Annotated in this window: 21 protein-coding genes; 17 read left to right on the forward strand and 4 right to left on the reverse strand. The window is 30.2% G+C overall.

Features of this window, described 5'->3' with window-relative positions; translation table 11 throughout:
• Positions 1-4: 4 nt before the first annotated feature.
• A complete protein-coding gene (gene ftcD / locus FDN13_RS08360; protein WP_168190115.1) occupies positions 5-901 on the forward strand; it encodes a glutamate formimidoyltransferase in 897 nt (298 codons plus the stop codon).
• 10 nt (positions 902-911) lie between these two features.
• Positions 912-1,529, forward strand: coding sequence for a cyclodeaminase/cyclohydrolase family protein (locus FDN13_RS08365; RefSeq protein WP_138979781.1), 618 nt, complete (start codon positions 912-914; stop codon positions 1,527-1,529).
• Positions 1,530-1,630: 101 nt separating this feature from the next.
• Here FDN13_RS08365 and FDN13_RS08370 read toward each other — a convergent pair whose 3' ends face one another.
• Complete coding sequence (locus FDN13_RS08370; protein WP_138979782.1) at positions 1,631-3,226, reverse strand: ABC1 kinase family protein; 1,596 nt, start codon at positions 3,224-3,226, stop codon at positions 1,631-1,633.
• A gap of 45 nt (positions 3,227-3,271) precedes the next feature.
• On the reverse strand, positions 3,272-3,586 hold the full coding sequence (locus FDN13_RS08375) for a phasin family protein (protein WP_138979783.1): 315 nt from the start codon (positions 3,584-3,586) through the stop codon (positions 3,272-3,274).
• A gap of 275 nt (positions 3,587-3,861) precedes the next feature.
• Here FDN13_RS08375 and FDN13_RS08380 point away from each other — a divergent pair, with 275 nt between their 5' ends.
• The 6 genes from FDN13_RS08380 to FDN13_RS08400 all read left to right on the forward strand — a co-directional run bounded on the left by FDN13_RS08380 (position 3,862) and on the right by FDN13_RS08400 (position 9,151).
• Positions 3,862-4,515, forward strand: a complete 654-nt coding sequence (locus FDN13_RS08380) for a helix-turn-helix domain-containing protein (RefSeq protein ID WP_138979784.1) — start codon at positions 3,862-3,864, stop codon at positions 4,513-4,515.
• A gap of 266 nt (positions 4,516-4,781) precedes the next feature.
• Positions 4,782-6,359 carry a sodium-dependent transporter gene (locus FDN13_RS08385; RefSeq protein ID WP_138979785.1) on the forward strand — a complete coding sequence of 526 codons (1,578 nt, stop codon included), beginning with the start codon at positions 4,782-4,784 and terminating at the stop codon, positions 6,357-6,359.
• 160 nt (positions 6,360-6,519) lie between these two features.
• Positions 6,520-7,194: a hypothetical protein gene (locus FDN13_RS08390; RefSeq protein WP_138979786.1), complete on the forward strand. Its 675-nt coding sequence runs from the start codon at positions 6,520-6,522 to the stop codon at positions 7,192-7,194.
• 204 nt (positions 7,195-7,398) lie between these two features.
• Complete coding sequence (locus tag FDN13_RS14220; RefSeq protein ID WP_168190116.1) at positions 7,399-7,548, forward strand: hypothetical protein; 150 nt, start codon at positions 7,399-7,401, stop codon at positions 7,546-7,548.
• A gap of 24 nt (positions 7,549-7,572) precedes the next feature.
• On the forward strand, positions 7,573-8,247 hold the full coding sequence (locus tag FDN13_RS08395) for a phosphatase PAP2 family protein (RefSeq protein ID WP_138979787.1): 675 nt from the start codon (positions 7,573-7,575) through the stop codon (positions 8,245-8,247).
• Positions 8,237-9,151 (forward strand): radical SAM protein, encoded by a 915-nt coding sequence (locus FDN13_RS08400; RefSeq protein ID WP_243120199.1) that lies wholly within the window; start codon positions 8,237-8,239, stop codon positions 9,149-9,151. The genes FDN13_RS08395 and FDN13_RS08400 overlap by 11 nt, the downstream gene beginning before the upstream one ends.
• Before the next feature lie 280 nt (positions 9,152-9,431).
• Here the strand turns inward: FDN13_RS08400 and FDN13_RS14225 are convergent, their stop codons facing one another.
• Complete coding sequence (locus tag FDN13_RS14225) at positions 9,432-9,596, reverse strand: hypothetical protein (RefSeq protein WP_168190117.1); 165 nt, start codon at positions 9,594-9,596, stop codon at positions 9,432-9,434.
• Positions 9,597-9,808: 212 nt separating this feature from the next.
• Here FDN13_RS14225 and FDN13_RS08405 point away from each other — a divergent pair, with 212 nt between their 5' ends.
• From FDN13_RS08405 to FDN13_RS08445, 9 genes are all read left to right on the forward strand, one after another.
• On the forward strand, positions 9,809-10,288 hold the full coding sequence (locus tag FDN13_RS08405) for a permease (protein WP_138979788.1): 480 nt from the start codon (positions 9,809-9,811) through the stop codon (positions 10,286-10,288).
• 64 nt (positions 10,289-10,352) lie between these two features.
• Positions 10,353-10,823: a permease gene (locus tag FDN13_RS08410; protein ID WP_371414844.1), complete on the forward strand. Its 471-nt coding sequence runs from the start codon at positions 10,353-10,355 to the stop codon at positions 10,821-10,823.
• A 16-nt stretch (positions 10,824-10,839) separates the two neighbouring features.
• Positions 10,840-12,222, forward strand: coding sequence for a dihydrolipoyl dehydrogenase (gene lpdA / locus FDN13_RS08415; RefSeq protein ID WP_138979790.1), 1,383 nt, complete (start codon positions 10,840-10,842; stop codon positions 12,220-12,222).
• Positions 12,223-12,240: 18 nt separating this feature from the next.
• Positions 12,241-12,618, forward strand: coding sequence for a hypothetical protein (locus FDN13_RS08420; protein ID WP_138979791.1), 378 nt, complete (start codon positions 12,241-12,243; stop codon positions 12,616-12,618).
• Positions 12,619-12,620: 2 nt separating this feature from the next.
• The gene (locus FDN13_RS08425) at positions 12,621-12,914 is read left to right on the forward strand and encodes a 4Fe-4S dicluster domain-containing protein (RefSeq protein WP_138979792.1); all 294 of its coding nucleotides are present in this window, start codon (positions 12,621-12,623) and stop codon (positions 12,912-12,914) included.
• Positions 12,907-13,758, forward strand: a complete 852-nt coding sequence (locus FDN13_RS08430) for a putative zinc-binding protein (RefSeq protein ID WP_138979793.1) — start codon at positions 12,907-12,909, stop codon at positions 13,756-13,758. The genes FDN13_RS08425 and FDN13_RS08430 overlap by 8 nt, the downstream gene beginning before the upstream one ends.
• Entirely contained in the window at positions 13,751-14,146 is a 396-nt protein-coding gene (locus FDN13_RS08435; protein ID WP_207670874.1) for a putative zinc-binding protein, read from the forward strand. The genes FDN13_RS08430 and FDN13_RS08435 overlap by 8 nt, the downstream gene beginning before the upstream one ends.
• Positions 14,147-14,629 carry a putative zinc-binding protein gene (locus tag FDN13_RS08440; protein WP_138979795.1) on the forward strand — a complete coding sequence of 161 codons (483 nt, stop codon included), beginning with the start codon at positions 14,147-14,149 and terminating at the stop codon, positions 14,627-14,629.
• A gap of 15 nt (positions 14,630-14,644) precedes the next feature.
• Positions 14,645-15,625 carry a lipoate--protein ligase gene (locus tag FDN13_RS08445; RefSeq protein ID WP_138979796.1) on the forward strand — a complete coding sequence of 327 codons (981 nt, stop codon included), beginning with the start codon at positions 14,645-14,647 and terminating at the stop codon, positions 15,623-15,625.
• 161 nt (positions 15,626-15,786) lie between these two features.
• On the opposite strand, the gene FDN13_RS08450 is transcribed toward FDN13_RS08445, so the two are convergent.
• Positions 15,787-17,565, reverse strand: a complete 1,779-nt coding sequence (locus FDN13_RS08450; protein ID WP_138979797.1) for a SpoIID/LytB domain-containing protein — start codon at positions 17,563-17,565, stop codon at positions 15,787-15,789.
• Positions 17,566-17,760 lie beyond the last annotated feature (195 nt).

A 17,760-nucleotide genomic window follows, 5' to 3' on the forward strand; every position in this document is an offset into this window, starting at 1 on the left:
ACTTATGAAAAAAATTATAGAGTGCGTACCCAATTTTAGTGAAGGAAGAGATCTTGAAAAAATCGAAAAGATAGTAAATCCCTTTAGAGGAAGGGATAATGTTAAGCTTCTTGATTATAAAAGGGATGAGGATCATAACAGGCTTGTTGTAACAGTTGTTGGAGAGCCCGATGCTGTTGCAGAAGCTGTAATAGATGCAATAGGTGTTGCAATTGAAGTTATTGATATGAGATTACATAAAGGTCAGCATCCAAGAATGGGAGCTGTTGATGTTGTTCCATTTATTCCCATTAAAAATATAAGCATGACTGAGGCAGTTGAGCTTTCAAAAGAAGTGGCTGCGAAAGTTGCAGAAAAATATAACCTGCCTGTATACCTTTATGAAAAATCAGCTACCTCAGCTGAGAGGGAAAACCTTGCTAATATTAGAAAAGGTGAATTTGAAGGTATGTTTGAAAAGATAAAACAGCCTCAGTGGAAGCCAGACTTTGGTCCTCAAGAAGTTCATCCGACAGCAGGAGTTGTTGCAATAGGAGCAAGAATGCCCCTTGTTGCCTTTAATGTAAACCTTGGAACAAACAACTTAGAGATAGCAAATAAAATTGCTAAAAATGTAAGGTTTATAGGTGGAGGGTTAAGATACTGTAAAGCTATAGGAGTTGAGCTTAAGGATAGGGGAATAGTTCAGGTTTCAATGAATATGACTGATTATACCAAAACAGCCCTTTATAGGGCGTTTGAGCTTATTAAGATAGAGGCAAAGCGCTTTGGAGTTAGTGTTGTAGGGAGTGAAATAATAGGGCTTGTTCCAATGGAGGCATTAATTGATACAGCAGTTTATTATCTTGGAGTTGAGGATTTTTCAATGGAACAGATTTTAGAAACAAGAATAATGGAATAGGAGGAATTTTATGTTAGCACAAAAAAGTATTGCAGAATTTTTAAATGAAACTGCTTCAAGTTCTCCAGTACCAGGTGGTGGAAGTATTGCAGCACTATCTGGTGCCATTGCTGCAGCATTAACGGAGATGGTTGCAAATCTTACCGTTGGTAAAAAAGGATATGAAAATGTACAAGAGGATATGCCAAGCATTATTAAGATAACAGAAGAATATAGGCATAGTTTTATTAGAGATATAGATGAGGATGCAGAGTCTTTTAATAAATTTATGATAGCTCTAAAAATGCCAAAGAGTAGTGAAGAAGAAATAAAGATTAGAAAGGAAGCTATTGAGAAGGCTTCAAAAGAAGCGGCACTTGTTCCTTTAAAGGTTGCAAAGGATGCATTAAAGCTTATGGATACAGTTGAAGAAATAGTTATAAAGGGAAATAAAAATGCAATAACCGATGGGGCAGTAGCTGCAATGATGGCAAGAACTGCAGTTTTATCAGCTCTTTATAATGTAAAGATTAATCTTCTTTCAATAAAAGATGAAATGTTTGTACATAAAATCTCTAAAGAAGTTGAAGAAATTGAAGGTAAGGCATTAGAAAGAGAAAAGGAGATACTCTCAAAGGTAGTATTATAAAATACAAGGTAAGGGTTCATATATTATGAGCCCTTTAATATTATGCCGACAAAGGGAAATTATGGCGTAGAAGCACTTTAATTATTTAAAAATCTATAAATTTAAAGTTTACCAGAGCGAAGAATGGATATTAAAAGCCAAAATCCTAAAAAGGCAGCAGCAATATAGCCGGTTATACCAATTAAGGATATACCGAATATTTTAGGACCAATATTTGTGTTTAATATTAATGATGATCCAATTATAAAGGATGAAGTTATAATTGCAAAAATAAGCCTATTAACCATTTTATTAAGTTCTAATACTTGTTTTGTTAAATTTCTGTGTTCAAGCTGCACTTTTGCTCTGCCATTTAATATAAAATTACAGAGCTTAATTAATTTTGAAGGGAGCTCCATACTACTTTTTGAAAAGGAATAAGTATTTGTAAAAATTTCATTAAAGGAAGGTATATTATGAAGCTGTATGTTTGATTTTACATAAGGTATAGCTATATCTAAAATGTTTATATCAGGCGATATTTTTGCAACAACTCCTTCGATTATAACAAGGCCTCGAATAAGCAGTGTTAGATCCTTTGGGAGTTGAATATTGTTTTGTTTTGCGGCATTAAATATATCTTGAAGCATAGAAGATATTTTAATGTTTTTAAGGGATGTGGACAGATAGTTTAAAAAAAGGGAATCTATATCTTCGTATAATTTATTCTTATTTACCATGCCTTTTTTAATACCAATTGTCATGATTACTTGTATTAGCTTATCTATATCATTTAATGCTATTGCTATTATAGCTTCATTTAAGGCGTTCCTTAGGGGAGGGGACAATGTACCCATAATTCCAAAGTCAATGTAGTAGATTTTATTATTCTTTATTATTATATTCCCTGGGTGGGGATCCCCATGGAAAAAGCCATCTTTGAAAATTTGCTTAAAATATGATAGTGCAAGCTTTTTACCTATATCGTTTAAATCATATCCTTCTTCTTTTAAAGAGTTTAAATCAGATATTTTAATACCATCTATATATTCCATAGCTATTATTTTCTTTGTAGTAAGAGACCAGATTATTTCAGGACAGGATACAAATTTTACATCTTCATTTAACTCTTTGAACTTTTCTATACATCTTGCTTCATTTTTAAAATTAAGTTCCCTTCTTGTTGATAAAAGTATCTCATCAAGAGCTTCTAATGGATCAATAAGCGTATCCTTAAATCTAGCCTTGGTTAGGTTTACAATTCTTTTTAATATAGCAATATCAAGCTCCATATCTTCTTCTATATTAGGACGTTGTATTTTTATTATAACTTTTCTTCCATCTTTTAAAATTGCTTTATGTGCCTGAGCGATAGAGGCCGAGGCTATGGGTACCTTGCCAAATTCATCAAATACATCATATATATCTTTTTTTAATTCTTTATAGAAAATTTTTTTTATTTCTTCAAATGAACAGTAGGATGTATTGTCTTGAAGCTTTTGAAGTTCTATTATGTATTCTTCAGGCAGAATATCTGGCCTTGTACTTAGTATTTGACCAATTTTTATAAATGTTGGGCCCAGTTCTTCAAAGGCCTTTTTTAAGTTGAAAGGGGAGTTTTTACCACTATTTATCTTGTTGTCTACAATATATCCGAAACCGTACTTAGCCATAACTTTTATTATTTGTTTAAATCTAAGTAATGCTCTATTGCTCATATTTCACCAACCCTGTATGAAAAATTAGCCATACGGATGTATGGCCTATTTGTTTATTTTCTTTTCAAGTTCTGATAGCCTATTTTTAATTTCTTCTATTTCATTTTTTGTAGCAAAATTCATATCTCTTAGAAGCTCTACCATTTCTTCTTTTGTTATTGGTTTTGATTTTTCTTCTTTGTTAGTTTCCGGTATATTTTCTTTAACTACTTTTTTAAGCTCTTCTCTTAATTCCTTTCCTTGATCGATAGTAAGCTGCCCTTTTTTAATAAATTCATCTATTAGCTCAGAGGCTTTTTCGTAGCTATAAGCTACAGATCCAACTCCTGCAAGTAATAATTTTTTCAATTCTTCTTTCATAATAATCCCTCCTTTTAATTATAATTATACTACTTAGTACAAAATATATGTAAATATTTTTTATAAATAATAAATAATATATTTAAAACAATAATTTACCATGGGGTTTATTAAAATAAATTTTTGCTATATTTTATACTATTTTTATTTTAATAGAATATGAAAAACAAAATAAGGCAATATAATAGATGAAATGATAGCATGAGTACTTTTGCAATTTTGAATTTTTTGGTATACTATTACCAACATTTTAGAATTACAAAAGAGGTGTTGATATGAGTAGAGTGGGAGAAAAAATACAAGATGCAAGGCAAAAAGCAGGTATTCCCATAAAGGCTCTTGCAAAAAAGCTTGGGGTTTCAGAAGGATTTATAGCCGATGTAGAATCAGGAAGAAGAATAATAAATGAGGAATTAATTAAGAAAATAGAAAAGCTTCTTGAGGTTAATCTAAACGAAGAACTATTTGATGAAGTTCAAGAGCCTATTGAAAACATAAAAGAAGTTGATGAAAATAAATTTATAAATAAGCAATGGGAAGATGCTTTTGCACATATTTTAAAAAAAATACCTGTATGTAGTGTTAATTTAAAAGAAATTTATGGTTATGTCTATTTGCCTGTGATAGAAAAAAAAATAGAAGGATATCCATCAGATAAGCTTTTTTATATAAAGGTACCTGATGATAGTATGAGAGGCTTTAGAATAGCTAAGGATGATAAGGTTTTAGTATATGAGACTTCAGAAATTTTAAGCAACTCAATCTGTTTAATAGACATAGATGGCAAAAAATGTATAAGACAGATTAAAAGAGTAGATGCAAACAAAGCATTAATAATATCTCATTCAAATGATTTGAAAACTGAAACAAAAGATGTTAAATCTTTCACAGTAATAGGAAGATGTATCAAATTGGAATCAGAATTGTAAAAGTTAAAATATAAACAATAATTTTAATATTATGTAATAAATAAGAGTTTAATTTAGAATAATATAGCAAAATTACTATTGATATTAGTATATATAAGAATTAAAAAAAGAAATGACATAGTATAAACCTCATTTTCCATAAATATAATATTGACAATAATTTGCCAAGCATTAATATGTTAAAAAATTTTAATAAAATATTATTGTAATTTTCTAATAAATGCAGTATCATTATAAGAAAATTCATTTTTGGAGGGAGGTTTATCATGTCAGAAAAAAGAGAAAACTGGGGTAGTAAAATTGGAATGATTTTGGCTATGGCTGGAAACGCGATTGGTTTGGGTAACTTCTGGAGATATCCTTACCAAGCAGCAAAAAATGGTGGAGGAGCCTTCATGATTCCGTACTTTGCGGCACTTATACTTCTTGGTATTCCGCTTATGCTAGTTGAATGGAATCTGGGTCGTGAAGGTGGAAAGTATGGACATGGTACTTTAGGGCCTATGGTTTACCTTCAGGCAAGAGAAGGAGTTAAACCAAAAACAGCAGCAGTACTTGGGGCTATTGCAGGGGCACTTGCCTTTGGAGTTACTGTACTTGTTAACTCTTACTACAACCATATAATAGGTTGGACTCTTGGCTATGCATGGATGTCAGCAACAGGTGGATATATGGATAAGTCAGTAGGTACAGGAGATATATTTGTTAATTATATCCAGAGTCCTGGTAAATTTATAATATTTTGGGTTATAGCTCTTGCATTCTTAGGTTATGCAGTTATGAGAGGTATTCAGGCTGGTATCGAAGCTTGGGCAAAGTTTATGATGCCAACAATTTATATTTTTGGAATCTTACTTATTATAAGAACATTAACTCTTGGAGCACCAGTAAAGCCTGACTGGACTCCAATTGCAGGACTTAATTTTATTTGGACTCCTCACTGGGAACAACTAAATTGGACAGCAGCTCTTGCAGCAGCAGGACAGATATTCTTCACACTATCACTTGGTATGGGAATTATTCCGAACTATGCATCATATCTTAAACCAGAGGATGATATAGTTTTATCAGGTATAGCAACGGTATCATTAAATGAGCTTGCAGAAGTTATTCTTGGAGGAACAATAGCTATTCCTATAGCCTATACATTCCTTGGTCAGGAAGGCTTAAAGAGTGGTGTAGGACTTTCCTTTATAGCTCTTCCAAACATCTTTAGGCAGATGGCAGGAGGACAAATATTTGGAACATTCTGGTTCTTGCTCCTCTTCTTTGCTGGGTTTACAAGTGCAATAGCAATGTACAACTATTTAGTTGCACTTATAGAAGAAGAACTTGGAATTAAAAAGACAACAGCATCTATTATGGTATTTGCACTTTATATAATACTTGGTCTTCCAGTTGGGCTTGAAGCTGGTATTACAAAGACAGCTGACCTTGCAGTATTAAGTGAGCTTGATAACTGGGTAGGATCATATCTTCTTGTTGTTCTTGGATTATTAGAAGTTATAGCTTGTGGATGGCTTATGAAAGATAGAGCTCTTGAAACAATGAACAAAGGAAGCTACTGGAAGGTTCCAGATTTGTTCTTTAAGCTCTTTATACAGTTCTTAACACCAGCGGCAACAATAATACTTCTTGTATTCTCAACAATAGATTATGCAAAACAAGGTTACTTTAATCTTATACCTGAAATGTATGTAAAATCAGGACTTGGAAGCTGGGCTCTTTTTGCAAGAATTTTAATAGTATTTGTTCTTGTTATTGGATTCTATCAATCATATAGTTCAATTAAGAAGAGATATAAAGTTGAACTTGAAACTTCAAGAGTTTCTATAAGAAAGTAAGGAGGGGTTTTATATGTCAGGTAGTGCATTAGCTTTTATGGTAATAGCCTGGGGCGTAATTATTGCGGCCGTAGTTGTAACCCTCTCATCATTATTAAAACACAGTAAATAAGCATAACCCCCGCGAATGCGGGGGTTAATATAATTAGGAGGTAGAATTATGGACAGTAGTTTAGTTGTTTTGCTTGAAGATATCAAAAGGAAAATTGACAAAAGTGCTATAAATGAAAACAAAAAAGAAAAGTATAAAAAAGAATTAGAAAATTTAATTTTTAAGTATAGGCAACTTGGAGTTCCTAATAATCATAAGGAAACTTATGAAAGCCTTCTTAAAAAGGGTAGAGAGCTTATGAAGGATGCAAATATAAATGATAAAGGTAAAATAGAATATTATTTAAGATATTGTAATGCAGCATTATACGATTTTAATGAAAACCTAAAGCCTTTAAATAGAATTGTTCTATCCTATATGTTGACATGCATATTGTTTTTTGCATTATCTCCTCAATACTTTTCTTATATACTTCCTCTTATAATGATAATACCTATTTATCTTGGATTAAAGGGAGTAAGAAATAGATCTTTCAATGGACTTTTATATGCATTATCATGCATACCAATGGCACTTTTGACATCTGTTGCATGGCTTTGGAATGCGTTTTTAGCTTCAAAAAATTTTGGTGCATATATTGAGGCACTTTCTAAACAATTTAATAAAAGTCCAGAAACAGCAAGAAATTTAATTATTATATTTGTTGCTATGAGCTTTATTTTGCTTGCTTCGTCATTATATACTTTAATTATGGGTATAAAATATAGAAAGATGTTTGTATAATTTAATTAAAAATCAGGGAAAAATACAGGTGCTGACTTGCTACATTGTCTGTGTTTTTTAGAAGTAGATATATTTTTTAAGATTTTTGATAAAGAGGATGCATCTAGTATCTGATTTAATAAGAAAAGCTATAGAAAGTATAGTTGTTAATAAAGTTAAATGGAAATATGTTGCATAGCATCCTATCCGAAAATGGCTTGTTGCATGAAAGTAGCCGATAATGTAGGTAAAATGCTTTGTTTAAAATATAGGCTTAAAGGTAAAATTATATGGGAAGATACAACATTATACATTATTAAAAAGTTTACAATGGGTGCATACTTTATTAATATATTATTTGTAGAATATGTATAAGATTTAAATAAAGTAGGTGATAACATGGGTAGGATGGTCAGGATACTTATAAAAGATTATAAAAAAGTAGCTGGAAGGCTATCTTTCCTTATATCTATCATATTTACTTCAGCAATTTATAGGTATTTAAACGTTTATAGGGGAAAGGCATATCATATACCAACTTTTATTGATGGACTTATACCTTTTAATAAATATTTTGCTATTCCGTATTTGGGATGGTATATATATCTTGGATTTTGGATATTTTATTATTCTGTAGTTGATGAAAAGAGGTATTTTAAACTTATCTGGGGGTTGAACTTAGGTATGTTGATATGCTTTTTTGTATATTATTTTTTCCCGACTTACGTTCCACGCCCAGAAATCCATGGAAATGATATATTTGATAATATGATGAGATTTATATATAATAAGGATAATCCATATAATTGTTTTCCAAGCATACATGTATTTGATGCAGTGCTTGTTGGTATATATATAAATCGTGATGAGGTTTTATCTTTATACGATAAACTCATATCAAGCATGATTGTGGTAATTATAATTTTTTCTACATTTTTTGTAAAACAGCATTATATATATGATGCCATATCTGGAATGTTTGTTGCATATTCTGTATATTTTATATTTAATTATAAAGAAGTATTGTTTAAACTACAAAGTAAGTATGCTGCACTAAAATTAGATGATAAATAAAGGAATGATGCTTTTGAATAAGACAAGCTGTAATGTATGTCCAAGATGTTGTGATGTAGATAGAAATAATACTTTGGGATATTGTAGAGTAGGAAATAATGTTAAAGTTGCCAAGGTTTTTTTACATTTTTGGGAAGAACCTTGTATATCAGGTGATAGGGGTTCTGGCACTGTATTTTTTACTGGATGTAACTTAAGCTGTGTGTTTTGTCAAAATTATGAAATAAGTCAGGAAGGAAAGGGTAAGGAAATTACAATTGACAGGCTTTGTGAAATTTTTTTAGAGCTTCAGGAAAAAAAGGCTCACAATATAAACCTTGTAACTCCAACTCACTATACGATGCAGATTCGTGAAGCTATAATTAAAGCAAAGTCCTTAGGACTTAATATACCAATTATCTATAATTCCAATGGCTATGAAAAGATTGAAACTTTAAAACTTCTTGAAGGGATTATAGATGTCTATCTTCCTGATATTAAATACTATGATGAAAAGTATAGTATGAGATATTCTAAAGCTCCAAGGTATTTTTATTATGCTTCAAATGCACTTCTTGAAATGTATAGGCAGGTAGGTTCTCCAAAGTTTGATGATAATGGAATTATAAGAAAAGGTGTTATGATAAGGCATCTTATGATTCCGGGTTTACTTTTTGATTCAAAAAAAATAGTAGATTGGGTTTTAAAAAATTTACCTAATGATATATATTTCAATATAATGAGCCAATATACTCCTATGCATAAAGCGCAGTACTATCCGGAAATTAATAAAAAAATTAATAAGAAACACTATGAAGCAATTATAGAGTATGCAATGTCAATTGGGCTTAAAAATGGATATTTTCAAGATTATGACAGTTCAACAAAAGAATATGTACCCAATTTTGATTTTGAAGGTGTATAGATTAATAGAGCCTGAAACAGCTTCTAAAAAAGAAAAGGAGCTGTTTTTTATTTTAGTTCATTTTATAAAAATCAATACATTAAATCCATTAATAAGAATAAGGCTACTTTTAATTATAATTATTATGTATTCAAAGTCTTGGTCAAATTTCAAAAATTAAAATTTATGATGGGGATGTATATCTTTTGCTATGTATTAATAAACTATTTTATGACTAAATGTAGGGTTAAAAAAATGCAACGCAATTTATGAATGAAAGTGATAAAATTCAATTAACAGTTTAACTTTTCTGAAAATCATGATTCTGAAAACTTTTTTCATAGTCAGAATGTGCTTTATTTGAAACAGTATTACAATAAGGACATACAGCTTCAGAATTTTTAGATTTAATATATATAGTATCTTCTATTATTTCATACTTCTCTAAAGTTAACCTTTTATCCAATAGCGCTATTAATTCTTCCATATTATAATTTTCTCCTTTAGTTTAATTACTATATTAGTGTATGAAAAATAATATAGCAATTCAACTAACTTTGGAAAGAGCCGATTTTATTTTACCAGAAACATTTAATATTGAAAAGAAAAAATAATTATATTATAATTTAATTATATAATAAATAATCAAATATTCATTTAAGATAAGGATGTGATGAAATGTGGACATATAGCTTATATGGAATTACCATTGTCCTACTACTAATTTCGTATAAAAATGACAAGAAAAAAACAAAGTTGGCATTGAAAAAGGCTTGGAAGTCATTCGAAAATATTTTACCTGAATTTTTAGGAGTAATAATGTTAGTTGGAATATTGCTATCTGTATTAAATCCTGAGGTTATATCAAGGATAATTGGAAAAGAATCAGGCTTATTTGGTGTAATAGTTTCTGCAATAGTGGGTTCAATTACCTTAATACCTGGGTTTGTTGCATTTCCAACAGCAGCACTTTTATTAAAATCAGGTGCAGGCTATACACAAATAGCAGCCTTTATTTCAACACTTATGATGGTGGGTATTGTTACTATGCCGGTTGAAACAAAATACTTTGGTAAAAAAATAACAATATCAAGAAATGTTTTAGCTTTTTTATTTTCATTTTTAGTAGCCTTCATTATAGGAAAGGTTGTGATGTGATATGAGTAAGTTTATAAAAAGATATAGATTTTTTATTATTACTGTTGTTGCACTTTTAATACTTATGGGAGTTAATTTTAAAGTAGGTGTAAAGGCTTTAAATATTGTAGGATATAGCTTTAAAGAAATGTTGTTAGTCATACCACCAATATTTGTTTTATTAGGACTTCTTGATATATGGGTCCCAAGGGACACAATGATAGGACTAATGGGAGAAGGTTCAGGAATAAAAGGAATCCTTCTTGCGATATTTTTAGGTTCAGCAGCAGCGGGTCCACTTTATGGTGCTTTCCCAATAGCAGCTGTGTTCATGAAAAAGGGAGTTAAATTTACAAATATATTAATTTTTATTGGAGCTTGGTCAACAACAAAAATACCTATGTTCTTATTTGAATTATCATCACTTGGAACAAAGTTTGCTCTAACAAGATTACTTGTTGATATACCTGGAATAATAATTATAGCATTTATTTTATCTAAAATGATAAGTAAAGGTGAAATTGAGGAAATATATAAAAATGCGGAGAAACTTTAATGGGGAGGGCTTTTAAATGGAAACAATTTACAGGGATTATGTAATTTTAGGAGGAGGACCAACGGGTTATTATGCAGCTATTCATGGAGCTAAATTAGGTGCAAATATAACTCTTATAGAAGATAAAGAAATTGGTGGAGTATGCCTAAATAAAGGTTGTATACCTACCAAAGCCCTTTTAAAATCTTCAGGAATAATTAAAGAAGTAAAAAGAGCAAAAGAATTTGGTATAGATGCAGATATTAAAAAAATAAACTTAGAAATAGCAGTAGATAGAAAAAATAGAGTAGTAAAAGCACTAAATATGGGTTTATCAAGTCTGATCAATTCAAATAAAATAGAACTTATTAAAGGAAGAGGAATATTAAAGAGTAAAAATCAAATATTAATCGAGTCAAAAGAGGAAACAAAAGTAATTCAGTTTAAAAAATTAATCATCTCAACAGGAGCATCACCAATTATTCCAAACATTGAAGGAGTAACAAACGAAGGTGTATTAACTAGTGATGAACTATTAGATTTAAAAACAATGCCACAGGAGATAGTAATTATTGGGGCAGGTGTTATTGGACTTGAATTTGCAGAGATGTACTCATCATTTTCAAAGGTAACTGTAATTGAAGTTAGAGATAAATTATATTTATCAGATGAAGAAATAGATAACGAACTTCTAAAAATAATGAAAAGAAAGGGAATAAACTTTAAATTTAATTCTAAAGTTATACGCATAAACAAAATAAATGACAAACTTGAAGTGGTTTTTGAAGAAAATGGCAAAGAAAACAGTATAAAAACTGATAATGTTCTTTTATCCTGTGGAAGAAGGCCCAACATATCAAAAGATATGATAGATATAGGATTAGATATTAAAAATGGAGCTTTAGTTGTTAATAAGGAATTTAAAACAAATATAGAAAATATATATGCAGCAGGAGATGTTATTGGTGGAAAGCAACTTGCTCATTTGAGCTTTGCTGAAGGAAGATGTGCAATAGAGAATGCATTAGGTATTAAATCAAAATTAAACTATAATGCTGTTCCAAATTGTATATATACAGAACCAGAGGTTGCAACGGTTGGTATGACAGAGTCTGAAGCAAGCAGTAAAGGCTATGAAGTTAAAATAGGAAAATATTATTTTAGGAATAATGGCAGAGCACTTACTTTAGGAAATAGAGATGGATTTGTTAAGGTGGTTGTTGATAAAAATAGTAACATAGTTTTAGGGGCTCAAATATTAGGGGAAAGTGCTTCAGAGATGATTTCGGAACTGACATTAGCTATAACATTAAAGGCTGATGTAAATATATTATCTACAATGATTCATCCACATCCAACTTTATCAGAGGCTATATTTGAGGCCTGTGGAGATGCTTGTGGGATGTCAGTTCATAAATAAAAATAGGGAGGTTTTAAAATGAGTGAAAGACAGTTGCCAGGATTTATTATGTGTGTTTGTACAGGGAAGTGTCCAGGCTTTCAAGCTATGGACATATGGGATTTTATTAACCAAGTTAGGGTAGAGTTACCTGTTGAGTATGGATTTATCCATCCACAGCTTTGCGAAGAAGATGGGGACAGATTTCTAGCTGACTTTTTAAAGGCACATAGGAAGCTAATTATAGGTGCTTGTGCTCCAAATATGCAAAGAAAAATGTTTAAACAAGCATTTATAGATGCAGGACTTGATATAGAAAAGGATGCTGTAATGTTAGATATTAGAGACATGACAAATGAGAAGGCAATTGAGGTTGTTAAAAAAGCATTGAGTGATTTAGGGTTTGAGGAGGCTTAAACATGAGTGAATCAACTTTTATGGGGGTTCCAAGGGAGAAAATAGATTGGAGCCCAAGAATAGACTATGAAAAGTGCAATTATTGTATGGAGTGTGTAAAGTTTTGTCCACATGATGTGTATGAAGTAAGGGAAAATGAAGATAAAAAATTAATAGTAAAAAACCCGAACAATTGCGTTGTATTTTGCCGTGCATGTGGAAAAACTTGTGGTGTTGATGCAATAAGCTTTCCTAATAAAGCGGAGGTAACAAATAAGATAAAGCAATTGAGAATGGAGATGGAGCAAAATGGATAAAAAAACAGCTATTCTTCCATGCAATGGCTTAGACAAATGTGCTGGATGTGTTTCAAGAGAAATAGCAATAAAACTTCAAGAAGAGAAAAATGCAGAAATCATATGTCCTGTACTTTTTAGGGTAGCTGATGCAAGATACAACAAAGTAGCAAGTGAAAATGAGCTTATTGTAATTGATGGATGCAATACAAGATGTGCCACTAAATTAGCATCAGAGAAAAATTTAAAGGTTAGCAGAAAGATAAATGTAACAGAGGCTTCAAAACAATATGGAATAGAGATTCAAAGTAAGCTTCAAATAGGTGAGAATGAAAAAAAGTTAATTGATATGATTTTAGAAGACATATTGAAAAAAGATGATTCTAATGGAGAAAATTCTTCTATATTATTTCCAAAGGTATTAGATTATGAAATATATAAGAAGGATAAATTTATATTTAGGCTTCCTAAAGAAGGGTTTTATTTTAATGAAAATGACGTTTGGGTTTATGTTCAAGGTAATTTAGCTAGAATTGGAGTTACAGATTATGTTCAACAAAGCTTATCAGACATAATGTTTTTTACACCACCTATTGTAGGAAGCGAAGTTGAACAATTTGATGAGGTAGGAGCTATTGAATCAGGTAAAGCTGTTTTTGAAGTTATATCACCTGTTAGTGGTAAGGTCATAAGGGTAAATGAAGCATTGCTTTCAAATCCAGAATATATAAATGAAAATCCATTTGAAAAGGGGTGGATTGCAGAGATTGAACTTAAAGATTTTGAATCAGATAAAATGCTTTTATTAGAGTTTGATGAGTATTTTGAAAAAATGAAAAGAAAGGTGGATGAGTTTCATGTCTAAAGTGGTTGTAATCCCATGTAGTGGTATGGGTAAAGTTTATGGTCTTTTAGCAAGAGAAGCAGCAAATAAAGTTGTTAATGAGTTAAAGAAGGATGAAGCAGAAACAAAATGTCTAGCATATATTGTAACTGGTGATGATGAGATAAGAGATTATATGAATGGGAAAAAATGTATAACAATCGATGGGTGCCCTAAGATGTGTGCTGCTAAAAATGCTAGAGAAGCTGGGGCAGAGGTTGTTGAAGAATTAAAATCAACTGATTTTGCAAAACAAATGAGAGCAATGAAGCCAGGAACAGCTACTTATTTAAATGAAGAAGGATGGCAAGTAGTTGATGCTATAGCAGAAAAAATAACAACTATTATCGATGAAATGGAGGGAAAATAAATGAGTGATATAAAAATAGGGGTTGTATCTTGCAGTGGAGAAGAATGTTTTGGAGGAACAATATCAAGGCTTGCTACAAGAAAGGTATTAGAGGATTTAAGGCTAGGTGAGGCTGTTACAATTTGTCTTCCTCTTTTTATAGCAGGTGGTGAGGAAGAGAGAAATTTTGCTAAAGTATACCCTACAGTTGCTGTTGATGGATGCTCAAAGCTTTGTGCAATGAGAGCAACAGAGAAATATAGTGGAAAGGTTAATGCTGTTGTTAAAGTTGATGAAATTATAGGAAAAGAAAAAGCATTAGAAAAGGTAGTTTCATTAAGGGAATTACCAAGCGATTATATGGAATTAGTAGATAAAGTGGCGCAAGAAATATGTAAAGAGATGGATAAAATATCAAGTGATATACTAAAAAAACAAGCTGAAGAGGAACTTAAAAATAGCGGTGAATGTTCAGGTGGATGTTGCTGTTGTGGTTGTAAATAATGGAGGTATAAACTAGTGTATTATTTATACAATAGAAGTTTAGATCCATATTTTAATTTGGCATTAGAAGAATATTTTTTAACAAATTTTAAAGATGAATTTTTCATAGTCTGGAGAAATGACAATTGTATAGTAGTTGGTAAAAATCAAAATACTTATTCAGAAATAAATTCAAATTATGTTTCTGAAAATGGAATAAAGGTTGTAAGGAGACTAACGGGTGGCGGTGCGGTTTACCATGATAAAGGGAACATCAATTTTACTTTTATAAAAAATTCAGATTTACATCATTTTAGCTTTAATGATTTTTTAGAGCCCATAGTTAGTTTCTTAAAAATATTTGATATAGATGCTAAAATATCAGGAAGAAATGATATAGTAATTGATGATAAAAAAATATCTGGGAATGCACAGACTATTTTAAAGGGAAGAGTATTACATCATGGAACTTTACTGTATTCCTCTGATATTAAAAATATATCTGGTGCACTAAATGTTGCAAAGGAAAAATATGAAACAAAGGCAGTAAAATCTGTAGAAAAAAGGGTAACTAATATATGTGATAATTTAAAAGAAAGATTAACTGTAGAAGAATTTATAGAACAATTTAGCAGATATATATCAAGTAATATGGATATAAAAGAATATAATTTAACAGAAAAAGATATTTTAGAAATAAAAAAGTTAGCAGATAATAAGTATTCCAAATTTGAATGGAATTTTGGTATGTCTCCAAAGTTTAATTATAGGAATACAAAAAAATTTCCCCAGGGATTGATTGAGGTATATTTACAGGTAGAGAATTCAATAATAAATAGTGTTAAAATATATGGGGATTTTTTTAGTATGGGAGATATAAAAGAAATAGAAGATATGTTGAAGGGATGTATATACAAAAAGTCAGAAATAAAAGATAGGCTTAGTTCTTTGGACTTTAACAAATACTTTATAGGAATTAGTTTGGATGATTTTATAACTATTTTTGATATTAATTAGGGGATTACTCCCAAATGTAATTAAGTTAATATTTATCTAGCCAAACAATAAAGCCAATTGAAAGAATGTATCCTTTCGATTCACTTTATTGTATTATGTTAAAATAATTATTTAGCTCCTACTCGATTTAAACTATTAAAATAGAGCCTTTTTAGGCTCTTTTAAAATGCATATTTTATTATATCTTCATAGTTTGATATTTCAACGTTTTTATAGAAAATCTTTAATATTTCATCATATTTATTACCACTGCGAACAAGACCTATTACTCCATATTGGCTCATTCCGGCACCATCACCAAATCCACCACCGTATAATGTTATGCTCTTAAGTTTTTTGTTTATATATTGTTTATCAATGATAAAGAAGCCAGAGGGAATCCTTGAAGGATTTTTAATTTTATCGCCATATAAAGGAGTGATTTCAAAACCATCCTTTTTAGGAGTTATAACGTTTCTAATATTAGATTCCTTTATTATCTTATATTCTCCTGTGTCGGCTACTATAATAGCTTCCATTATTATTCCTGATTTTCCACGTTTACTTATATAAATGTCTTTGATATTGCCAATCCCCTCTTTAGGTATATTTGCCTTCTTGTATATGTTAAAAAACCATTTCTTTTGAAAAAATTCCGGATTTTTTGATGCCCAAGAATAAATATTTTCATTTATAGCTTTTTCAAGAGTAGCGATATCTATATCAATCTTCCATCTAAAATAAGGGGAGTTAGAATCATAAGCTTTTACTGTCCAATCTTTAAAAAATTCTGAAGCAATTTCTTCGTTTGATAAATCTTTTATTCCACTATCAGTATAATCGTTAAAATCAAGATAAGGTTCTGGATTGTTTTTTAAGTCTTTACTAGAAGTAAACCATATTTCATTAAATGGTGCCCCAACACCACAAGAAGTAGAGCAGTATTTTGCATCAATTATTTTCTTGTTGTAAGTAAGAATTTTACCACGTGTTTCTTCAATAGCTCTATTGCAAAGAATGTTAGAAGGTTGACTGTTATATGATTGACTTAAAACTGTATCATCAAGATTAAACCCATACTTTGCAAAACGCCCAGATAAGGTATCAGAAAGGGCATAAGTTCTTGCAGCTATTGCCTGTACTTTATAACCTTCAATACCTGCATTGCTTGGCATTTCGGATGGAACTACAAACCTAAGATAATCTTCAATACTTACTTCATTTATAATTCTTAAATTGTTGCTATATATATATATTTCAAAATTTCCATAATATGTTGGTATATAATTATTTGATCTTTTTAAAGTTGGTACTGATATTGGGTCATTTGAAGATGAGGAAATATATACCCTCTTATTAAATAAACCAATATCAGAAACTTTTTCTAAAGCAGTTTTATTTGTTTTATATATAGATAATAAAATAGAATTATTTTTAACATCAGCCTTTATACTTTCATCTTTTTTTGTTTTATATTCTCCTTTTTCTGTTTTTATTATAAGTCCCTTTTTTGAAGAAAAGATTACACTTGAGTGATTAAGTGAAGAAAAATCAGCATTGGATATACCTATTCTTAATTTGTTTATTTCTGGTATACCTACTAATACAGCTCCTACATGGCCTTTTTCATCTGTGATAAATTTGTAGGAAGAACAGCCTACAATAACGCTGTTTGAAAAAAGTTTTTTAATATTATTATCAGAAATTTGATAATATAATACTTGTGGATTTAAGTTAAGGCTAGCATTATCAAGTTCAATTGTATTCTTGTTTTTCATAAGTACTTTACCAGTATAAATTTTTGAAGGAGATATAGATATTACTTTTATTCCTTTAATGTGAATATTATATGCTAAAGAATCTGAAGTATACATGCTTTTGGGAATATTAATCCATTTTGTTGTATTATTATAATATATTTTTAAGGATATTCTATTTTTAGATTCCTTTTTATCAAGCAATATTCCGCAGGATATATTTAAAGGCCTTACAAATAATAAATAATAAAGTCCTATGCTTATTATAAAAAAATAGATAATATTAGAATAAATCTTGTATAGTTTTTTCTTTTCTTTCTATTTCTTCTCAAGATATCACCTCTTATCCTGCTAATTATTATATAAAATATTTTAGATAATTTTAAAGGGATATTATTA

Source organism: Caloramator sp. E03 (assembly GCF_006016075.1).
Lineage (GTDB): Bacteria > Bacillota > Clostridia > Clostridiales > Caloramatoraceae > Caloramator_B.

Bases quoted from the DNA above. Each gene is read 5' to 3' on its own strand.
- FDN13_RS08430 (WP_138979793.1), top strand. From the start codon at position 12,907: ATGGATAAAAAAACAGCTATTCTTCCATGCAATGGCTTAGACAAATGT.
- lpdA (WP_138979790.1), top strand. From the start codon at position 10,840: ATGGAAACAATTTACAGGGATTATGTAATTTTAGGAGGAGGACCAACG.
- FDN13_RS08375 (WP_138979783.1), bottom strand. From the start codon at position 3,586: ATGAAAGAAGAATTGAAAAAATTATTACTTGCAGGAGTTGGATCTGTA.
- FDN13_RS08385 (WP_138979785.1), top strand. From the start codon at position 4,782: ATGTCAGAAAAAAGAGAAAACTGGGGTAGTAAAATTGGAATGATTTTG.
- FDN13_RS08365 (WP_138979781.1), top strand. From the start codon at position 912: ATGTTAGCACAAAAAAGTATTGCAGAATTTTTAAATGAAACTGCTTCA.
- ftcD (WP_168190115.1), top strand. From the start codon at position 5: ATGAAAAAAATTATAGAGTGCGTACCCAATTTTAGTGAAGGAAGAGAT.
- FDN13_RS08405 (WP_138979788.1), top strand. From the start codon at position 9,809: ATGTGGACATATAGCTTATATGGAATTACCATTGTCCTACTACTAATT.
- FDN13_RS08370 (WP_138979782.1), bottom strand. From the start codon at position 3,226: ATGAGCAATAGAGCATTACTTAGATTTAAACAAATAATAAAAGTTATG.
- FDN13_RS08420 (WP_138979791.1), top strand. From the start codon at position 12,241: ATGAGTGAAAGACAGTTGCCAGGATTTATTATGTGTGTTTGTACAGGG.
- FDN13_RS08400 (WP_243120199.1), top strand. From the start codon at position 8,237: ATGATAAATAAAGGAATGATGCTTTTGAATAAGACAAGCTGTAATGTA.
- FDN13_RS08410 (WP_371414844.1), top strand. From the start codon at position 10,353: ATGGGAGTTAATTTTAAAGTAGGTGTAAAGGCTTTAAATATTGTAGGA.
- FDN13_RS08390 (WP_138979786.1), top strand. From the start codon at position 6,520: ATGGACAGTAGTTTAGTTGTTTTGCTTGAAGATATCAAAAGGAAAATT.
- FDN13_RS08395 (WP_138979787.1), top strand. From the start codon at position 7,573: ATGGGTAGGATGGTCAGGATACTTATAAAAGATTATAAAAAAGTAGCT.
- FDN13_RS08435 (WP_207670874.1), top strand. From the start codon at position 13,751: ATGTCTAAAGTGGTTGTAATCCCATGTAGTGGTATGGGTAAAGTTTAT.
- FDN13_RS08380 (WP_138979784.1), top strand. From the start codon at position 3,862: ATGAGTAGAGTGGGAGAAAAAATACAAGATGCAAGGCAAAAAGCAGGT.
- FDN13_RS08425 (WP_138979792.1), top strand. From the start codon at position 12,621: ATGAGTGAATCAACTTTTATGGGGGTTCCAAGGGAGAAAATAGATTGG.
- FDN13_RS14220 (WP_168190116.1), top strand. From the start codon at position 7,399: ATGAAAGTAGCCGATAATGTAGGTAAAATGCTTTGTTTAAAATATAGG.
- FDN13_RS08440 (WP_138979795.1), top strand. From the start codon at position 14,147: ATGAGTGATATAAAAATAGGGGTTGTATCTTGCAGTGGAGAAGAATGT.